This window comes from Corynebacterium sp. MSK073 (assembly GCF_030232085.1).
Classification (GTDB): Bacteria; Actinomycetota; Actinomycetes; order Mycobacteriales; family Mycobacteriaceae; genus Corynebacterium.
Genome location: NZ_JASPIY010000017.1, coordinates 38,673 through 53,421, shown reverse-complemented (window position 1 = coordinate 53,421; position 14,749 = coordinate 38,673). Strand labels below are relative to the sequence as shown.

Below are 14,749 nucleotides of genomic sequence, written 5' to 3'. Positions count from 1 at the left end.
GCCTTGCCCTTTCCGCAATGAGTGCATCGCCTCCATCCCTTTCAACGTCCGATATGCAGATGTCCGGTTCTTAAACGCGCCTTTCGGCCCGAGGATCCGCTTCAGCCGACCATGGTCGCCTTCCAGGATGTTGTTGAGGTATTTCACCTGCCGGTGTGAAGTGCCCCGAGTTTTGTTCCTAGGCATTTGCCTTGATTTCTATTATTCCCTGTTGCGGGGTCTTCTTCCAAAATTCGGTTTCCACCTCGGCTGGGGTTGGTCTGGGCTGGATTAAATAGACCATGTGGTTTGATCGTGTCTTCCGTGACAGCCCTTTGTTGGGCAGGAAGACTGATAATCATGAAGAAGTTTTCAAAACACACTCCTGAGCAGATCGTGGCCAACTTGATAAAGCCCGATCCATGAAGGCCTCGGGTAGTACCGTAGCCGAAGTCTGCCGCGACCTCGGTGTTAGCGAGGCAACCTACCGTCGCTGGGTCAAGCAGTACGGCGAGATGTCCCGCAGCGAAGCCCGCCGCTTTAAAGAACTGCAGGAAGAAAACGCCAAGCTTACCCGCCTACTCGGAGAAGCCGAGTTGGAAAAAGCGCTACTGAAGGAGCTTGCGGAGGGAAAATTCTGACCCCGGCACCCAAATATGAAGCCATCTATGACGCTGTATCCGTGGGCTATTCGGTGCGCTTTGCCTGTCGCGTGGTCGGGGTATCTAGAGCGGCGTACTACAACGCCCGCACACGCCACCAGCAGCCCAGCGTGGATAAGTACGCTGCTCTACGCAGGTGGCTCGTCACTTTCGCTGGTGAGCACCGACGCTGGGGCTATCGCCGTGCTTGGGTGAAAGCCAGGCCAGCTGATTTTACCTGTGGCCGTGATGTGGTGTATTACCTGTGGCGCCAGGAGGGTTTGCGGGTCTTGCCTCGCAAAGCTGGTAAGCAACAGTGCTTGCCTGTGCCAACGCCGCGCACCCAGCCAGCGACATGTCCGGGGCACGTGTGGGCACTGGACTTCCAGTTCGATAGTAACTTTCAGGGCAAAGCCTTTTAAGATCTGCAACGTGATCGACGAGTTTACCCGTGAGCATGTTGGTTTCGAGGTCGCTCGGTCAATCACCGCTACTGCCGTGATTGACCTGCTGGAGAACGTGAGCTGCTGTGCGTGGCAGGCCTCGGGTGTTACGTATGGATAACGGCCCGGAGTTCATCAGCCGTGAGCTGGCTAGTTGGGCTGCTAAGCAAGACACTGTCGAGGCGTTCATCCCACCGGGAATGCCATGGCATAACGGGTTTGTGGAGTCCTTCCACAACCGGCTACGCGACGAGCTGTGAGAGGACGAGATATTCGACGACCCCGACCATGCGTCGCGTTGCCTGCGACTGTGGTCGAAGCGCTATAATACCTATCATCCTCATTCGAGCCTAGGGTTTATCCCGCCGACTGAGTACGCCAACCAATGGCACCACACCCAGGAAGGCACTCAAACCGCCCGGTCTTAAAAACCAGCCCGGCCCACATCGACATGTTTTCCGCCAAGATGCGGTCTTCCACGAGACGGACCACACGGTCCTTCGCATCCTGGTCAAATTTTCTCGGCACGTTCCAGATTTTCCCATCTACTCAAACGGAACAAAACCTGGGACACTTCACACAAGCATTTAGAAACTACTGCTCATCGTTAGGTGTACGCCAGTCCATGGGCGCGGTTGGAACGAGTGCCGATAATGCCCTGGCAGAATCATTTAACGCCACCTTAAAGCGGGAAGTACTGCGTGATAGGAAACTCTTTGAAAGTCCAATCAGCTGCCGCCAGGAAGTCTTTCGGTGGTGCATGGGCTACAACACCCGAAGGCGCCACTCCTGATGCAATCTTGTAGCTCCTGATGTCTTTGAAGCCGAGACTTCAGCTACACTAATTAAAGCAGCACAGCTACCCCGACGTGTCCACATTTCGGGGTCAGGCCCTTATGTCGAATTCGCCCAATCGGGCTGGCAACAAAAAATTAAAGAACGCCCTATAGCAATCGTCTTTTGCATCGATCAGATTCCACGAGCGTTCCCGGCAATTCTATGAACGAAAACGCAAAGAAGGCAAAAGACTCAACGCCGCAGCAACCTAAAGTCAACACACCCCCAACAAGCCCACCCACGAAGTTGACAACCTATATAGGAACATCCTCTCGCTCTAGCCGTTTTCGAGCAGCCCAAGGAGCCGTTCGCGCAGCTCATTTTTGCGCTCCACCACCGCGGAGTCATCGCTACCGCTGCGCGGGCGGGGCAAGCCCACTTCAATGTCCTCGATGATGGTGGCCTCTGGCCCCGGCGACATGACCACAATGCGATCCGAGAGCAATACTGCCTCATCCACGTCGTGGGTGACCATGACCACCGTGCGGCGGTTTTCTTCCCACACATTCAACAGCAGCGACTGCAGCTGGCGGCGGGTAAGCGCATCCAACGCGCCGAAGGGTTCATCGAGCAATAAGATATCCGAGCCGATGGCGAAGGCGCGCGCCAAACCGACGCGCTGCTGCATGCCTCCGGATAACCGCGACGGGCGCCGGTCGGCCGCATGGCCCAAGCTGACCTCGTCGAGGAAGTCCTGCGCAATCTTGGTGCGCTCTGCCTTCGACAGCTCCGGGCGGGCCGATCGCAGTCCGAATTCGATATTCCCGCGCGCCGTCATCCAGGGCAGGAGCGCGTGATTTTGAAATACCACGCCGCGGTCTGGACCTGGGCCGGTCACGGCCTCGCCTCGCGCGCACCTCGCCGGTAGAGGGAAATGCGAGGCCCGCGATCATATTCAGCATGGTGGATTTGCCGGAGCCCGATGGCCCCAGCAGGGATACGAACTCGCCCTCCCCAATGGATACCGAGGTATCCCCAATGATCTTGGTTGGGCCGTAGCTTTTGGTAATACCAGCAAATTCGATATGGGCTTTAGTCATAGCGCACCACTTTCTGCAGGGAGGCAACGAGGTAATCCAGGGCCAATCCGATGACACCAATAAGCACGATGACCACGACGATGGCGTCAATATCGAGGCGGTTCCACATATTCCAGACAAAGAAACCGACGCCTTGGCCGCCGACGAGCATTTCCGCAGCCACGATGACTAACCAGGCGGTCGATAGCGATTGCCGCATGCCGGTGATAATCCCTGGCAGCGCAGCCGGCCCGACGATGTAGAGGAGCTGTTGCATCCGGTTCGTGCCGAGCGTGGCCGCTAGGTTCTTATACGTGGGGTGAATCCCGCGGACCGCCTCGATGGTATTGAGCAGCGTCGGCCACAAGGCGGAGAGGATGATGACGAAGACGGCGGTATTTTCGGCATCGCGAAGCAGCGCCAGGCCTAGTGGCAGCCATGCCAGCGGGGAGACGGGGCGCAGGATCTGGACAAAGGGATCCGTCGCGCGGCGGAAGGTTGCAGAAGAGCCCAGCCAAAAGCCCAGCGGAATGGCTATCACCATGGCGATGGCAAAGCCAATGAGCACGCGGCGCAAGGAGGCGACCATATGCCAAAGAATGCCCACTGAGGCCGGCCCATCCCGGTAGAAGGGATCCGAAAGAATCTCTACGGCCCTATCCCAGGTGTGCGCGGGAGTGGGGCGATATCGGAAAGCCAGCCCGCAGCCGCGACCGCCTGCCAGAGGGCGATGAAGGCAATGAAAAGCGCAATACCCAGGCCCATTGCCTTCCACGGGCTCTCCCGCCGCTTCTTCCGGCTGGCGGTGCGGCCCGAATGGGGCGCTGCTGTGTGAGTGTCAGTGGAGTGCGCTGTACTGGTGCTAGCGCTGTCATTTTTACTGTGGTCATAAGGCAAGAGTCCTTAACGCTGGTATCCGGCGGTGGGGTGCAGGGGATCGAAGCTATGGCCGTTGATTTTCACCGGGTCCGTGGTGAGATCGGCTTCGCGCGGTAAGACGGATTTCGTGACATCTAGCAACGCTTGGTCATCCATCCGCATCGCGCTTCCGCCCAGATCCCAGCGGGCCATTTGGGTGCCCATCCACGTAATTGCGGTGGCGGAGGTGCGGCCGCCAAACTTGATCATCTGTGGATCCACCGTGTCCTTGCCGTCCCAAGTGGTGTAGTTTCCGGCGAGCGCCCGCGAAATCAGCTCTTCCTTCTGGTTCAGGTACTTCTCCTTAGCCAGCATGGACGCCGATTCATGGACGTGGTCTGGGCTATCGACGTACTGCGCGCCTTCCTGCAGCGCCGCGACGACGCGGTCGCGCACGCCCCGGTCCACTTCCTTCGCCACGGCAACCGAGCAGCACGGGTGGTTGTCCCACATCTGGCGGGTGGGAACAAAGGCGCGGCCCGAGCCGGTAGTCAGGGCGCACTGGTTGAAGGGCTCTGGGCCAATGAAGCCGTCGATGGTGCCGACCGAAAGTTGCGCCACCATATCGGCCGGGCGCAATAGGCGCAGCTCCACATCGGAAACTGGGTCGACCCCGCCGGCCACGAGATAATCGCGCAGCAAGAGGGCATGCACGGAGTACTCAAAGGGAATTCCCAGCACCATGCCCTTCAGGTCCGCTGGCCGCGACACGGTATCCAGGTGAGAGGTGGACAAGGTCAGTGCCTGCCCGTTGGTGTTTTGCGTAAAGGCTAACTCGGTGGGCCGGGAGGCGTTGGTGGCACCGGCATCAATGGCTAGCGGCATGGGCGAGAGCATGTGCGCTACGTCTAAGGCGCCGGTGGCATAGGCGGTCCAGAGATCTGCCCACCCCGCGAATTTGCGCAGCTCAACGTTGAGGCCCTGCTTTGCGAAGGCGCCCAGGCCATCGGCGGCGACCAGCGGGGACGCGCACGCGATGGGCACGAATCCGATGGTGAGGGTTTCCCCGCCCTGCCCGGATGTCCCGGACTGGGCATTGTCCTCCTGCCGCGGCGAGGAACACGCAGAGAGGACCTGCGAGCCCACTGCTACCCCGCCCATTGCTACTGCGCTGCGCAGTATCTGCCGTCGCGACAGCTTCCGATTGTGAACCATGCGTTCTTTCTTAACTAGACCAAGTGGTTTGTTCAGAACGAACCTAGGCCGGGCGCACTACGGTGTCAATTTCTAAATTCACAGGTCAGCAAATGCGGTGCACACATTTATATTCACTCTAGACCTGGCATTCTCTACAAAATAGACCCCTTGTTCTAGATTTATATTTGCCTTCGCGTTACCATGGCGCCATCAGTTAATAAACATCTGATACAAGGAGCAATTTAATGTCTGATCTCACCCCAAACCACAACGAAGGCGACGCTCTCGAGCCCATCGACGGCGAGAAGCTCAACGACCTAGCACAGAAGAACATCGACAACCCTGAGGGTGCCAAGAAGCACGTCCGCACCCACACCGAGGCTGACGGTTTCTTCCGCAATAACACCACCGTGCGCGACCACACCATCAAGGTGGGCGAGCCTTTGCCGCTGCTTGGCGATGACTCCGCACCCAACCCCACCGAGGTCGCTCAGGCCGGTCTTGGCGCCTGCATCAACGTTGGCATCCAGGCCATCGCTCAGCACCGCGGCGTTACCCTGACCAAGCTGGAGCTCGACATCGTTGGCGACATCGACCTCTCCCCAACCTGGGGCGTTGGTGACTTGGGCGAGGACAAGCGCCCGGGCGTTTCCGACGTCAACGTTAAGGTCAATATCGACGGCGACGCCGACAAGGAGACCCTGCAGAAGATCGTGGACGACGCCATCAAGTGGTCCCCGGTTGTTAATACCTACACCCGCCCGGCCAACCTCACCCACGAGTTGGTCTAAGGTTTAGATAGATAAAAGCGCCTGGCAAGTGCCAGGCGCTTTTTCTTATGCTTTTAGGCGCAACTACAGGTGCTGCCACGATTCCCGGAGGCGCTCGAACCACCACTCGCGGCGGTCGGCCGGCGCGGCTAGGTCGGACAGGCGGTCCGGTTCTGGGGCGAGGATCTCGGCGCGCAGGTGCCCGTCGTGTAGCTGGCGTGGCGCGGTGACGTCTTCCTCAAAAAGGCTGCCCGTGGCCAGGCCCGCTGCGGCCGGGGTAACGTCGATGTCCTCGTCATCATAGATTTGCGGCAACGCCGCCACCGCCGCCAAGCCCATATTGATGCCGATGGAGGTATCCAGCGCCGAGGCCACTGTAATATCCATGTGCCGTTCGCGCAGGTGCTGTGCCACCTCGAGGACGCGGCGCACCCCGCCCAGCGGTGCAGGTTTAACCACTGCTACATCGGCCGCCTGCAGATCCGCCACGCGGTATGGATCCTCAACCTTGCGAATGGATTCATCCGCGGCCACGCGCACAAAAAGCCCGTTGCGCATGAGCTGCCTGCGCACCTCCACCAGTTCTTCCGCGCTCGCGCAGGGTTGCTCCATATAGTCCAGCGGCATGAGTGCCTGGGCGGCCTCTACCGCTTCGGCCACACTCCAGCCGCCATTGGCATCCACGCGCAGCACCGGGATAACCCCCCGGGCGCTGACGTGCTCGCGAACGGCGTGGACGCGCGCAATGTCATCGGCAAGCGTCTGGCCTTTCTCCGCCACCTTGATCTTGAACGTCCGGCAGCCGGGGTAGCGATCCACAATCGCGGGTACCTCGCTGGCGGGAACGGCGGGAATGGTGGCGTTGACCTCTACCCACTCTCGGACTGGCTCCGGAAATCCCTCGTAAGCGGCCTCCAACCCGGCGCGCAGCCACGCGGCCGATTCCGCGGGCCCGTATTCCAGGAACGGCGCAAATTCACCCCAACCGGCTGGCCCATCAATAAGCAACGCCTCTCGCGTGGTGATGCCGCGAAACTTCACGGCCAGCGGGAGGGAGACTACGTGGGCGCGGTCGAGAACGTCATCGATGTTCATAGGCTCATGGTAGCTGGCACGCCGCTCGCGCTGCGGACCACAACCCATTGACCCCAGCCCCCACCCCGGCTACGTTGGTTCCTACCTACCCCTGAAGGAGGAACCATGTTACTGGCAGAGGCATTAGCAGAGCGCGCCCAGGCGCAGGACCGGCTCAATGAGCTGCGCGAGCGTCTACTTTCCGTCGTACGCGTGCAGGAGGGCGATACCCCGGACGAGGATCCGGCCGAGCTTTTGCGCGAGTTGGAGGGCATTACCGGGCGCATCGATAAGCTCGTGCAGGCCATCAATGCCACGAACGTGGCCACGGATTTTGATGGCGAGAAGAACCTGATGCAGGCCCTTGCGCTTCGCGATGGCCTCGTGCGCACCCGCCGCATCTACCACGACCTCGCCCAAGCCGCGGGCGCGCGGCAGGACCGCTATTCCCGCGCGGAGATTAAGTTTGTGGCCACGCTGCCGGTAGCAGAGCTGCGCAAGCGGGTCGATGACCTGTCCAAGCAGTTCCGGGAGCTTGATACCCGCATCCAGCAGTTGAACTGGAATACGGAACTGATAACTCCATAGCGAAGCTTTAGTCATGCCACGCCGCGCGCGTGGCGGTAGCCTTTACGCACATGCAGCGAGTATGCCCCCGCCTTCGAGGGGAAATTCGAGGACATGTAGGCACCCTTTGGCGTTAAAGGGTTGAGGGAGTTCGAGTCTTCCCACAGTATTGATGACCGCGCCAGCATAGGGTACACGGGTACATTGCGGGATAACCCCTCGCAGTTATTGAGTATCGATTATTACCAGCATGCTGGGCAGTGCGTAGAGGTGAGGGTTGGGAATGGGGACTAAACTTTTCGCGCCCACTATGCTGGGCGCTATGAGCGAGCAGAAGAAATACAGCACCGAAAATCCGTTCCGCGAGGAATTGTGGCGCCCGGTTGAGGGCTTTGGGGATCTCACGGACGTCACCTACCACCGCCTGGCGGCGGACGGCCGGAAGAATGGCATCGTGCGCATCGCCATCGACAGGCCCGAGGTGCGCAATGCCTTCCGGCCACACACCGTAGATGAGCTGTATCGCACCTTGGATCACGCCCGCCGCACCCCGGATGTGGGCACGATCTTGCTTACTGGCAATGGGCCCTCGCAAAAGGATGGCGGCTGGGCGTTTTGTTCCGGCGGTGACCAGCGCATTCGCGGCCGGTCGGGGTATCGCTACGCCACCGAGCACGCCCACGATGATGCGACGGCGGATGAATCCAGCGTCGACGAGGCCCGCGCCAAGGTCGAAGGCGGCCGCCTGCACATCCTGGAGGTCCAACGGCTTATCCGCACCATGCCCAAGGTGGTTATCGCCGTGGTCAATGGGTGGGCCGCCGGCGGCGGGCACTCGCTGCACGTGGTCTGCGATATGACCGTGGCCTCCCGCCAGGAGGCGCGCTTTAAGCAGACGGATGCGGACGTCGGATCCTTCGATGCGGGCTATGGCTCGGCCTACCTGGCCAAGATGGTGGGCCAGAAATTCGCCCGCGAGATCTTCTTTTTGGGCCGCACCTACGATGCCCAGCGCATGTATGAGATGGGCGCGGTCAATGAGGTCGCAGACCACGGCGAGCTCGAGGACACCGCCATCCGCATGGGCCAGGAAATCAATATGAAATCCCCCACCGCCCAGCGCATGCTGAAATTCGCATTCAACCTTACCGATGATGGCCTGATGGGCCAGCAGGTCTTCGCCGGCGAGGCCACCCGCCTGGCTTATATGACCGATGAGGCCGTCGAGGGCAAGCAGTCCTTCCTGGACAAGCGCGAGCCTAACTGGGACGAATTCCCCTATTACTACTAAGGAGTGCCCCGCACCGTGCTCATCGCATTTTGTATCCTGCTTGCGATCCTCGCCGTCGGGGGCGTTCTCGGCTCGCGCGTGTGGATGCTGCGCCGCATTAAAGAAGCCGAGGCCAATAACGAGCGGCCCTTTGATCAAGAGGACACGTACCGCTGATTCCCGCATCGACTCACCCCGGCCGCAACCGGGCTTTGTCCCGCCGTAGCCTTAAGATCTACTGCCGTGACTATCCTCGCCCCCTTGCCCGTTGATCCGCATGACCCCGCGGCCATCCTGCCGGACCTCGAATCAGCCATTGCCGGTAGGTCCTGCTTTTTGCCGCTGCCGCTTGCCGATGCCACCCGCGCCACCCTCCTGCGCAATTCCCAACGCGCCGGCGAGCCCATCGCCGCGGACATCGCGCTCGTGGTCTCCACCTCAGGGTCCACCGGCACCCCAAAGGGCGCTCAACTAACGCCGGCCAACCTGGTCGCCAGCGCCGATGCCACCCACCAGGTCCTCGGTGGCCCTGGGCAATGGCTCTTGGCGATGCCCGCCCACCACATCGCCGGCATCCAAGTCCTCGTCCGTTCCCTGGTGGCCGGGGTGGATCCGCTCTGCCTCGATCTCAGCGCAGGCTTTAATATCTCCGCCTTCGCCCGCGCCGCCGCGGAGCTCTCCCGCACCGGTGATCGCACCTACACCGCGCTGACCCCGCTGCAACTGGCCAAGGCCATGGATACACCGGAAGGTATCGACGCGCTCCAGAGTTTCGATGCCATCTTGGTGGGCGGGGCCGCCATCCACCCGCGCCTGCACGCCGCGGCCACGGAGCGGGGCATCACTATCACCACCACCTACGGTTCCTCCGAAACCGCCGGCGGCTGCGTCTACGATGGCCGCCCCCTGCCCGGGACGACCGCCCGCGTCCAAGACGGCCGCATCCTACTCGGCGGGCCCACCATCGCGCAGGGCTACCGCAACGCCCCAAGCCACGAGGCGTTTCCCGGAAACGGGTGGTTTGCCACTTCCGATGCCGGCGTCATCGAAGATGGCATCCTCACCGTAACCGGACGCCTCGATAATGTCATCGACTCCGGTGGGCTCAAGCTGCACCCAGAGGTCTTGGAACGCGAGATCCTCCGCGTGCCGGGTGTTGAGGAGGCGTGTGTCGTCGGTATCCCGCACCCGCGGCTGGGCCAGGCCATCGTGGCCGCCTATACCGGTAATGCCGAGCTTGGCGATATCTTCGAAGCCCTCGAAGACGCCGAACTTCCCCGCTGGCAGCTGCCTAAGGACTTAAAGCGCCTCGCGGACTTTCCCACCACCGGCCCCGGCAAGATCGACCGCCAGGCCGTTGCCGCCCTCTTTAGCGCCTAACCTCCACCGCGGGCCCCGGCCTCGACTCCGGCCTCGGCCCCGGCTTCCTGATTGCTAAACGCTGCCAGCCCAGTGGCACAATGGTGGCTATGACTTCATCAGCCGGTAATTATTCCGCTACCGCACAGGATTGGATCAATGGCGCCCGCCCGCATACGTGGGCTAATGCCTTCGCACCCGTTATCGCCGGTACGGGCGCGGCCTTCGGCATTAATAGCGGGCATATCGGCCGCGCGGTGCTCGCGCTCATCGTGGCGTGGGCGCTTATCATCGGCGTGAACTTTGCCAATGACCATTCCGATGGTATCCGCGGTACCGATGATGACCGCACCGGCCCGCAGCGCCTGACCGGCAGCGGGCTTGCGCAGCCGCGCCACGTGAAATACGCCGCCTTTGGCTGCTTTGCCGTCGCCGGTCTGGCCGGAATCTTCCTGTCGCTGGCCGCTGGTGCCTGGTGGCTCATCCTCATCGGTGCGCTGTGCATCGCCGGCGCGTGGTTTTATACCGGCGGCAAGAACCCCTACGGCTACCGCGGCCTGGGCGAGGTCGCCGTCTTTATATTCTTCGGCCTCGTCGCCGTGCTCGGCACCGAATTTACCCAAGCCGGTCGCATTTCTTGGACGGGCCTGGCCCTCGCCATCGGCATCGGCGCCATGAGCTCCGGGGTGAACCTGGCCAATAATATCCGCGATATTCCCTCCGATGCCGAGGCCGGCAAGATCACCCTCGCGGTGCGGCTGGGCAATAAGAACGCCCGCCTGCTCTTTACCGGCCTGCTGCTGTTGCCCTTCATACTCACCATCGCGGTCGCCTTTGGCAGCTGGCTCGCGCTCGCAGGCCTGGTCTACTTCCCGTTTGCACTCCGCGCGGTGCGCACCGTCAACCGCGGCGCCACCGGACCCCAGCTCATCCCCGTGCTAGGGCTGACCGGGCGCGCCATGCTCATCTGGGCAGTCATCGAGGCCATCGCCGTCGCCCTCGTCTAGTCAAGGGCCAGGCTTGCGCGCCTAGGCCTCCGCGCGGCCTTCCAATTCGGCTTGCACCCAGCGCTTGTGCGCCTTGCGCTGCGCGGAGTATTCCGCCAGCGTCTGCGTGGCCTCGATGCGCCAGTTTTTAAACATCAGCATCGATAGCGGCAGGGCAACAAAGAGCGCCAGGAGCGCTGCCATGAGGACGGGGATGGGGAAACCAATCGCTACCGCCAGCAGCTCAATGACCGCGGTGAGCGCGATAAAAAGCACCACGCGCGCGAGCCCGTATTTCCAAAGCGCCTTGCGGGAGCGACGGCGCAGTTCGGGGTCCGGTTTCGGTGGCTCAGGGTTGTGCGTCATGGGGGTCGATTGTACGCCGTACAGGTAGAATAATCTGCATGGGTCGACTAATCCTCCTACTGCTTTTTGTCCTCGCCGCCTACCTGGTGTGGAAGGCCTTTGGGCCATCATCCTGGAAGTCCCGCCAGGTTGAAGAACAACCGCGTTCCATCAAGGGCCCCGATGATGACGAGGAGTTCCTGTGGAACCTGGAAAAGGAGCGCTTCAAGCAGCGCCGCAAACAGGAGGTCGAGGAAGAAAAACGCCGCCAGCGCCGCACTCGCGACGCCGACGGCAACAATGGTTCAAAGGGCCAAGAAGACAACCAGGATTAATCCTTTGGCACGAACCGCATCTCCAAGCCCAGCGCTTCTGCCACGGCGGTAACCTTTTCCCACCGCACGCCTGCCCCACCGTGTTCGATGGTGTGGAGGGTGGAGCGGGAGATGTGGGCGGCATCGGCAAGCTGCTGCTGGACGATGCCCAACTCACGCCGCCGCTGCGCAATCTGCGCGCCCAAGCCCAGGATGAGCTCGTTATCGCCGGCGGGCTTTCCCTGCTTATTGCGCGGGCTATGGTTGGTGGCCATTTAGTTCAGCCCCGCATAGGAGTGCAGGCCGGAGACCACCATATTGATGAAGAAGAGGTTGAATACCATCGCCGCCATGGCCAAAACGTTGATCCACGGCGCCGCCTTGCGGAAGGCCGGGGTGGCGCGCGCATGCAGGTAGGCCGCATAAAGAATCCAGGTGGCAAAGGACATGGTTTCCTTCGGATCCCAGCCCCAGAAGCGACCCCACGCGGATTCGGCCCAGATGGCACCCAAGATGATGCCTAGGCCCAGGGTGGGCAGGGTGATAACGGCCAAGCGGTACGCCAAGCGGTCAATCTTGGCCGCGGATGGCAGCGGATAAGCCAGAGCACCAAAAATGCCACGCTCCGCGTTCTTTGGCTGCCACTGGCGCAACAGGGTCAATAGCGAGATGATGCCGGAAATGATGCCGATGGACGCGCCCAAGGACACCACCGTGACGTGAATGGGCAGCCAGTGCGATTGCAGGGCCGGCACCACAGGTGCGGACTCCGCATACAGCTTGGTAGACCCGTAAAACATCAGCGCCAGCACTGGGGTAAGGATCCACGGCCAGACCGTGCGCCATTCCTTGCGCTGCATGGCGATATTGCCCACCAAGAGCACGCCGAAGGACACCATCAACACGTACTCGTAAAGGTTGCCAAACGGGAAACGCCCCGTGGCCAGCCCGCGCAGCACGATAGCCGCGGCGTGCAGGGCAATGCCCACCCACATCAGCGAGCTGGTCATGCCGCCAAGCTTATCCAGCTTGCGTTCCTTGTCCGCGACTTCTTCCTCGCTCAAGGTTGCAGCCGCAGACGACGCCTCAGCCTCGTAGTCGGTGCCGACATCCGTTGCGCCCGTGCCGGTTGCAGCGTCAGCACCGGTATCGCCGCCGCCAGCTCCGGCGGCGGGAGCAGCCGCGGCACCAGCCTCGGCTCCAGCGCCGACCAATACCTTGGACGCCTCCGAGCGGTTGACGCGGTGCGCCTCGATAAGGCTGCGTATGCGGCCGTAGTACAACAGCGACATAAGAAGCGCGACGCAGTACACCACGAATGCGGTCTGCACCGCGAGATCCGAGAAGTTCGACAGATTCTGATCGATCTGCAAGGGAGTCCACCTAGCCTTCACACGTGCGGGATGATGCTGATTACCTTACTCATGCACACAGCGGGATCCAACTATAGTTGGATTACTCATCAGTATAGAGTTTGTCTTCTTCCACCTCATCTGGATCCGGAAGCTCCAAGAGCGCGCGGTGCAGCTCATGGAATTCCTCGGACCAGCCGGCGCGGTCGGTGCGGGCGAGACCACCCATCTCAATGGTGGTGCCGCCGGCGGAATCCGGCCGCAGGCGAATATAGACGCGGCGGCGCTTAATCATCAACGAGGCCACCAGGGATACCAACATGATTAGCGCGGATGCCAGCACCCACTTCTGGAATGGGTCATAGGAGACCTGATAATTGGCAAACTCGTTGGCGCCGTTGAAGGTGATCTTGGTGCCATCGTCAAGCGTGACGTCATCGCCTTGGCTCAGGTTCACGCGGTCGATCTTCTGCAGCTGCCCGGAGTGTACGAGGCTTGAATCCAGCGAAAAGAGCGACTGCGGCGTACCGGTATCGAGGCCAGCATCGCCGCGGTAAATATCGACCGCCAGCGCCGGATCATTCAGGCCCGGGTGAGAGGACTGCAAAAGCTTGCCGTTCTCACCGCTCCACTCGGCCGTTGGGGCGAAGAGGCCCTGGATGGCCAGCTGGTTTTGGCGGCGCTCGAAAAGATCCGGGTACATGCCCGCCGGCGGGTCAAAGCGCAGCACGCCCGAAGACAGGAAGAAGGTCGTGTCAGTGGGCTGGAATTGAATGGTCTGCGTGCGCTTTTCACCATCCGGCCACTCCACGGTCACCGTCGGCGCATAGCCGTGGCCCTGCAGGTAGACGCGGTTTTGTGCCAGGCGCAGCGGGTGGTTGACCTTGAGCTCGTAGTCCTTCCATTCGGAAGGATCCTTATAAATATCGTCGCCTTCCGCATAAGAGACATTGGAGGTAAACATCTCCGCCTGGCCATTGGGCAGGTACTTCGCGGTGAAGTCGTGCGCGGTCATGCAGAAGGGGTGGAGCCCGGTGCCATCGAAAAGCGGCCCTGCCCGGAAGGAGTCAAAGTTCGAGGTGGAGGTATTACAGAACTCCGTGGACTGCTCCAGCGAGGTATTGCCGCCCTGCGAGCCGGATTCCGTAACCACGATGACCTGGCCCTCGTAGTTGACCAGGCGGCCGGCGGCCACGGTGACCAAGATCGCCACCAGGGCGACGTGGAAAATGAGGTTGGCCAGCTCGCGGCCGTAGCCGCGCTCAGCGGAAAAGGCGTGCACCCCGGCGCGGTCCTCATTCGGGGTGTATTCTGCCACGCGCCACTTTTTCAGGCGCTTGTGGATCTCCGCGCTGAGTTCTTCCTCGCTCTTATCCGAATGCCCCTCGGCGCTTAGCGGCAGGCGGTGCAGGTACTTCGGCGCGCGCGTGGGCTGTGTGCGCCACGCCTTGTAGTGATCGATCGAGCGCGGAATGATGCAGCCAATGAGCGAGACCGCCAACAGCAGGAAGATGGCTTGGAACCAGATGGAGGAAAAGACATCAAAAAGCTGCAGCTTATCGTAGATTTCCGCCACGGTGCCATTGGATTCGATGAACTCCTGCACGTTCTGCTCGTTCAGATCGCGCTGCGGCAAGAGGGAGCCGGGGATGGCGGCGAGCGCCAGCAGGAAAAGCAGGGCCAGCGCGGTGCGCATGCTGGTAAGCCAGCGCCAGGCTTTGCGGATATATTTCACGTT

The 14,749-nt window shown here is 61.2% G+C and carries 16 protein-coding genes and 6 pseudogenes; 12 read left to right on the top strand and 10 right to left on the bottom strand.

The genetic code is table 11. The annotated features are described in order from the left end of the window. Window positions 1-156, bottom strand: a pseudogene (locus QP970_RS10530) (DDE-type integrase/transposase/recombinase); the annotation flags it as partial. Window positions 157-401: 245 nt separating this feature from the next. On the opposite strand from QP970_RS10530, the gene QP970_RS10525 reads away from it, so the two are divergent. The 3 genes and pseudogenes from QP970_RS10525 (at window position 402) to QP970_RS10520 (ending at window position 1,491) form a co-directional block, all read left to right on the top strand. Beyond that, the gene (locus QP970_RS10525) at window positions 402-620 is read left to right on the top strand and encodes a transposase (protein ID WP_239268782.1); all 219 of its coding nucleotides are present in this window, start codon (window positions 402-404) and stop codon (window positions 618-620) included. A gap of 41 nt (window positions 621-661) precedes the next feature. Next, entirely contained in the window at window positions 662-1,042 is a 381-nt protein-coding gene (locus QP970_RS11730; protein ID WP_350309413.1) for an IS3 family transposase, read from the top strand. A gap of 134 nt (window positions 1,043-1,176) precedes the next feature. Beyond that, a pseudogene (locus tag QP970_RS10520) lies at window positions 1,177-1,491 on the top strand (integrase core domain-containing protein). On the opposite strand, the gene QP970_RS10515 reads toward QP970_RS10520, so the two are convergent. Beyond that, a complete protein-coding gene (locus QP970_RS10515) occupies window positions 1,421-1,591 on the bottom strand; it encodes a hypothetical protein (protein WP_200449860.1) in 171 nt (56 codons plus the stop codon). The pseudogene QP970_RS10520 and the gene QP970_RS10515 overlap by 71 nt on opposite strands. A gap of 76 nt (window positions 1,592-1,667) precedes the next feature. Here QP970_RS10515 and QP970_RS10510 point away from each other — a divergent pair. Both QP970_RS10510 and QP970_RS10505 read left to right on the top strand, forming a co-directional pair. Next, a pseudogene (locus QP970_RS10510) lies at window positions 1,668-1,856 on the top strand (integrase core domain-containing protein); the annotation flags it as partial. Window positions 1,857-1,947: 91 nt separating this feature from the next. Beyond that, window positions 1,948-2,103 (top strand): annotated as a pseudogene (locus QP970_RS10505) (IS110 family transposase); the annotation flags it as partial. A 74-nt stretch (window positions 2,104-2,177) separates the two neighbouring features. Here QP970_RS10505 and QP970_RS10500 read toward each other — a convergent pair. The 3 genes and pseudogenes from QP970_RS10500 to QP970_RS10490 all read right to left on the bottom strand — a co-directional run bounded on the left by QP970_RS10500 (window position 2,178) and on the right by QP970_RS10490 (window position 4,992). Continuing rightward, window positions 2,178-2,940 (bottom strand): annotated as a pseudogene (locus QP970_RS10500) (ABC transporter ATP-binding protein). Then, a pseudogene (locus tag QP970_RS10495) lies at window positions 2,933-3,684 on the bottom strand (ABC transporter permease). Before QP970_RS10495 ends, QP970_RS10500 begins: the two co-directional pseudogenes overlap by 8 nt. A gap of 138 nt (window positions 3,685-3,822) precedes the next feature. Beyond that, the gene (locus QP970_RS10490) at window positions 3,823-4,992 is read right to left on the bottom strand and encodes an ABC transporter substrate-binding protein (RefSeq protein WP_239268788.1); all 1,170 of its coding nucleotides are present in this window, start codon (window positions 4,990-4,992) and stop codon (window positions 3,823-3,825) included. Window positions 4,993-5,219: 227 nt separating this feature from the next. Here QP970_RS10490 and QP970_RS10485 point away from each other — a divergent pair, with 227 nt between their 5' ends. Beyond that, on the top strand, window positions 5,220-5,765 hold the full coding sequence (locus tag QP970_RS10485) for an OsmC family protein (protein ID WP_239268790.1): 546 nt from the start codon (window positions 5,220-5,222) through the stop codon (window positions 5,763-5,765). 63 nt (window positions 5,766-5,828) lie between these two features. Here QP970_RS10485 and QP970_RS10480 read toward each other — a convergent pair whose 3' ends face one another. After that, a complete protein-coding gene (locus QP970_RS10480; RefSeq protein WP_239268792.1) occupies window positions 5,829-6,839 on the bottom strand; it encodes an o-succinylbenzoate synthase in 1,011 nt (336 codons plus the stop codon). Window positions 6,840-6,944: 105 nt separating this feature from the next. Between QP970_RS10480 and QP970_RS10475 the strand changes: the two genes are divergently transcribed. The 5 genes from QP970_RS10475 to QP970_RS10455 all read left to right on the top strand — a co-directional run bounded on the left by QP970_RS10475 (window position 6,945) and on the right by QP970_RS10455 (window position 11,021). Further along, window positions 6,945-7,406 (top strand): DIP1984 family protein, encoded by a 462-nt coding sequence (locus tag QP970_RS10475; protein ID WP_239268794.1) that lies wholly within the window; start codon window positions 6,945-6,947, stop codon window positions 7,404-7,406. Between the two features lie 301 nt (window positions 7,407-7,707). Next, window positions 7,708-8,676 (top strand): 1,4-dihydroxy-2-naphthoyl-CoA synthase, encoded by a 969-nt coding sequence (locus QP970_RS10470; RefSeq protein WP_239268796.1) that lies wholly within the window; start codon window positions 7,708-7,710, stop codon window positions 8,674-8,676. A gap of 15 nt (window positions 8,677-8,691) precedes the next feature. Continuing rightward, the gene (locus QP970_RS10465; protein WP_023025121.1) at window positions 8,692-8,832 is read left to right on the top strand and encodes a hypothetical protein; all 141 of its coding nucleotides are present in this window, start codon (window positions 8,692-8,694) and stop codon (window positions 8,830-8,832) included. A gap of 66 nt (window positions 8,833-8,898) precedes the next feature. Continuing rightward, window positions 8,899-10,035 (top strand): o-succinylbenzoate--CoA ligase, encoded by a 1,137-nt coding sequence (menE, locus tag QP970_RS10460; RefSeq protein ID WP_239268798.1) that lies wholly within the window; start codon window positions 8,899-8,901, stop codon window positions 10,033-10,035. Between the two features lie 80 nt (window positions 10,036-10,115). Beyond that, window positions 10,116-11,021, top strand: a complete 906-nt coding sequence (locus QP970_RS10455; protein ID WP_239268800.1) for a 1,4-dihydroxy-2-naphthoate polyprenyltransferase — start codon at window positions 10,116-10,118, stop codon at window positions 11,019-11,021. Window positions 11,022-11,042: 21 nt separating this feature from the next. On the opposite strand, the gene QP970_RS10450 is transcribed toward QP970_RS10455, so the two are convergent. Further along, window positions 11,043-11,366, bottom strand: a complete 324-nt coding sequence (locus tag QP970_RS10450) for a DUF4229 domain-containing protein (RefSeq protein WP_239268802.1) — start codon at window positions 11,364-11,366, stop codon at window positions 11,043-11,045. Window positions 11,367-11,404: 38 nt separating this feature from the next. Between QP970_RS10450 and QP970_RS10445 the strand changes: the two genes are divergently transcribed. Further along, complete coding sequence (locus tag QP970_RS10445; RefSeq protein WP_239268804.1) at window positions 11,405-11,680, top strand: hypothetical protein; 276 nt, start codon at window positions 11,405-11,407, stop codon at window positions 11,678-11,680. On the opposite strand, the gene QP970_RS10440 is transcribed toward QP970_RS10445, so the two are convergent. From QP970_RS10440 to QP970_RS10430, 3 genes are all read right to left on the bottom strand, one after another. Then, window positions 11,677-11,934: a helix-turn-helix domain-containing protein gene (locus QP970_RS10440; RefSeq protein ID WP_239268805.1), complete on the bottom strand. Its 258-nt coding sequence runs from the start codon at window positions 11,932-11,934 to the stop codon at window positions 11,677-11,679. The genes QP970_RS10445 and QP970_RS10440 overlap by 4 nt on opposite strands. Then, the gene (gene ccsB / locus QP970_RS10435; protein WP_239268806.1) at window positions 11,935-13,032 is read right to left on the bottom strand and encodes a c-type cytochrome biogenesis protein CcsB; all 1,098 of its coding nucleotides are present in this window, start codon (window positions 13,030-13,032) and stop codon (window positions 11,935-11,937) included. It abuts the gene before it with no gap. Window positions 13,033-13,114: 82 nt separating this feature from the next. Beyond that, window positions 13,115-14,746: a cytochrome c biogenesis protein ResB gene (locus QP970_RS10430; RefSeq protein ID WP_239268808.1), complete on the bottom strand. Its 1,632-nt coding sequence runs from the start codon at window positions 14,744-14,746 to the stop codon at window positions 13,115-13,117. Window positions 14,747-14,749 lie beyond the last annotated feature (3 nt).

What these genes read in the sequence shown, in the direction of transcription:
- QP970_RS10525 (WP_239268782.1), top strand. Translation starts at nt 402, where the DNA reads ATGAAGGCCTCGGGTAGTACCGTAGCCGAAGTCTGCCGCGACCTCGGT.
- QP970_RS10490 (WP_239268788.1), bottom strand. Translation starts at nt 4,992, where the DNA reads ATGGTTCACAATCGGAAGCTGTCGCGACGGCAGATACTGCGCAGCGCA.
- QP970_RS10485 (WP_239268790.1), top strand. Translation starts at nt 5,220, where the DNA reads ATGTCTGATCTCACCCCAAACCACAACGAAGGCGACGCTCTCGAGCCC.
- QP970_RS10480 (WP_239268792.1), bottom strand. Translation starts at nt 6,839, where the DNA reads ATGAACATCGATGACGTTCTCGACCGCGCCCACGTAGTCTCCCTCCCG.
- QP970_RS10475 (WP_239268794.1), top strand. Translation starts at nt 6,945, where the DNA reads ATGTTACTGGCAGAGGCATTAGCAGAGCGCGCCCAGGCGCAGGACCGG.
- QP970_RS10470 (WP_239268796.1), top strand. Translation starts at nt 7,708, where the DNA reads ATGAGCGAGCAGAAGAAATACAGCACCGAAAATCCGTTCCGCGAGGAA.
- QP970_RS10455 (WP_239268800.1), top strand. Translation starts at nt 10,116, where the DNA reads ATGGTGGCTATGACTTCATCAGCCGGTAATTATTCCGCTACCGCACAG.
- QP970_RS10450 (WP_239268802.1), bottom strand. Translation starts at nt 11,366, where the DNA reads ATGACGCACAACCCTGAGCCACCGAAACCGGACCCCGAACTGCGCCGT.
- QP970_RS10445 (WP_239268804.1), top strand. Translation starts at nt 11,405, where the DNA reads ATGGGTCGACTAATCCTCCTACTGCTTTTTGTCCTCGCCGCCTACCTG.
- QP970_RS10440 (WP_239268805.1), bottom strand. Translation starts at nt 11,934, where the DNA reads ATGGCCACCAACCATAGCCCGCGCAATAAGCAGGGAAAGCCCGCCGGC.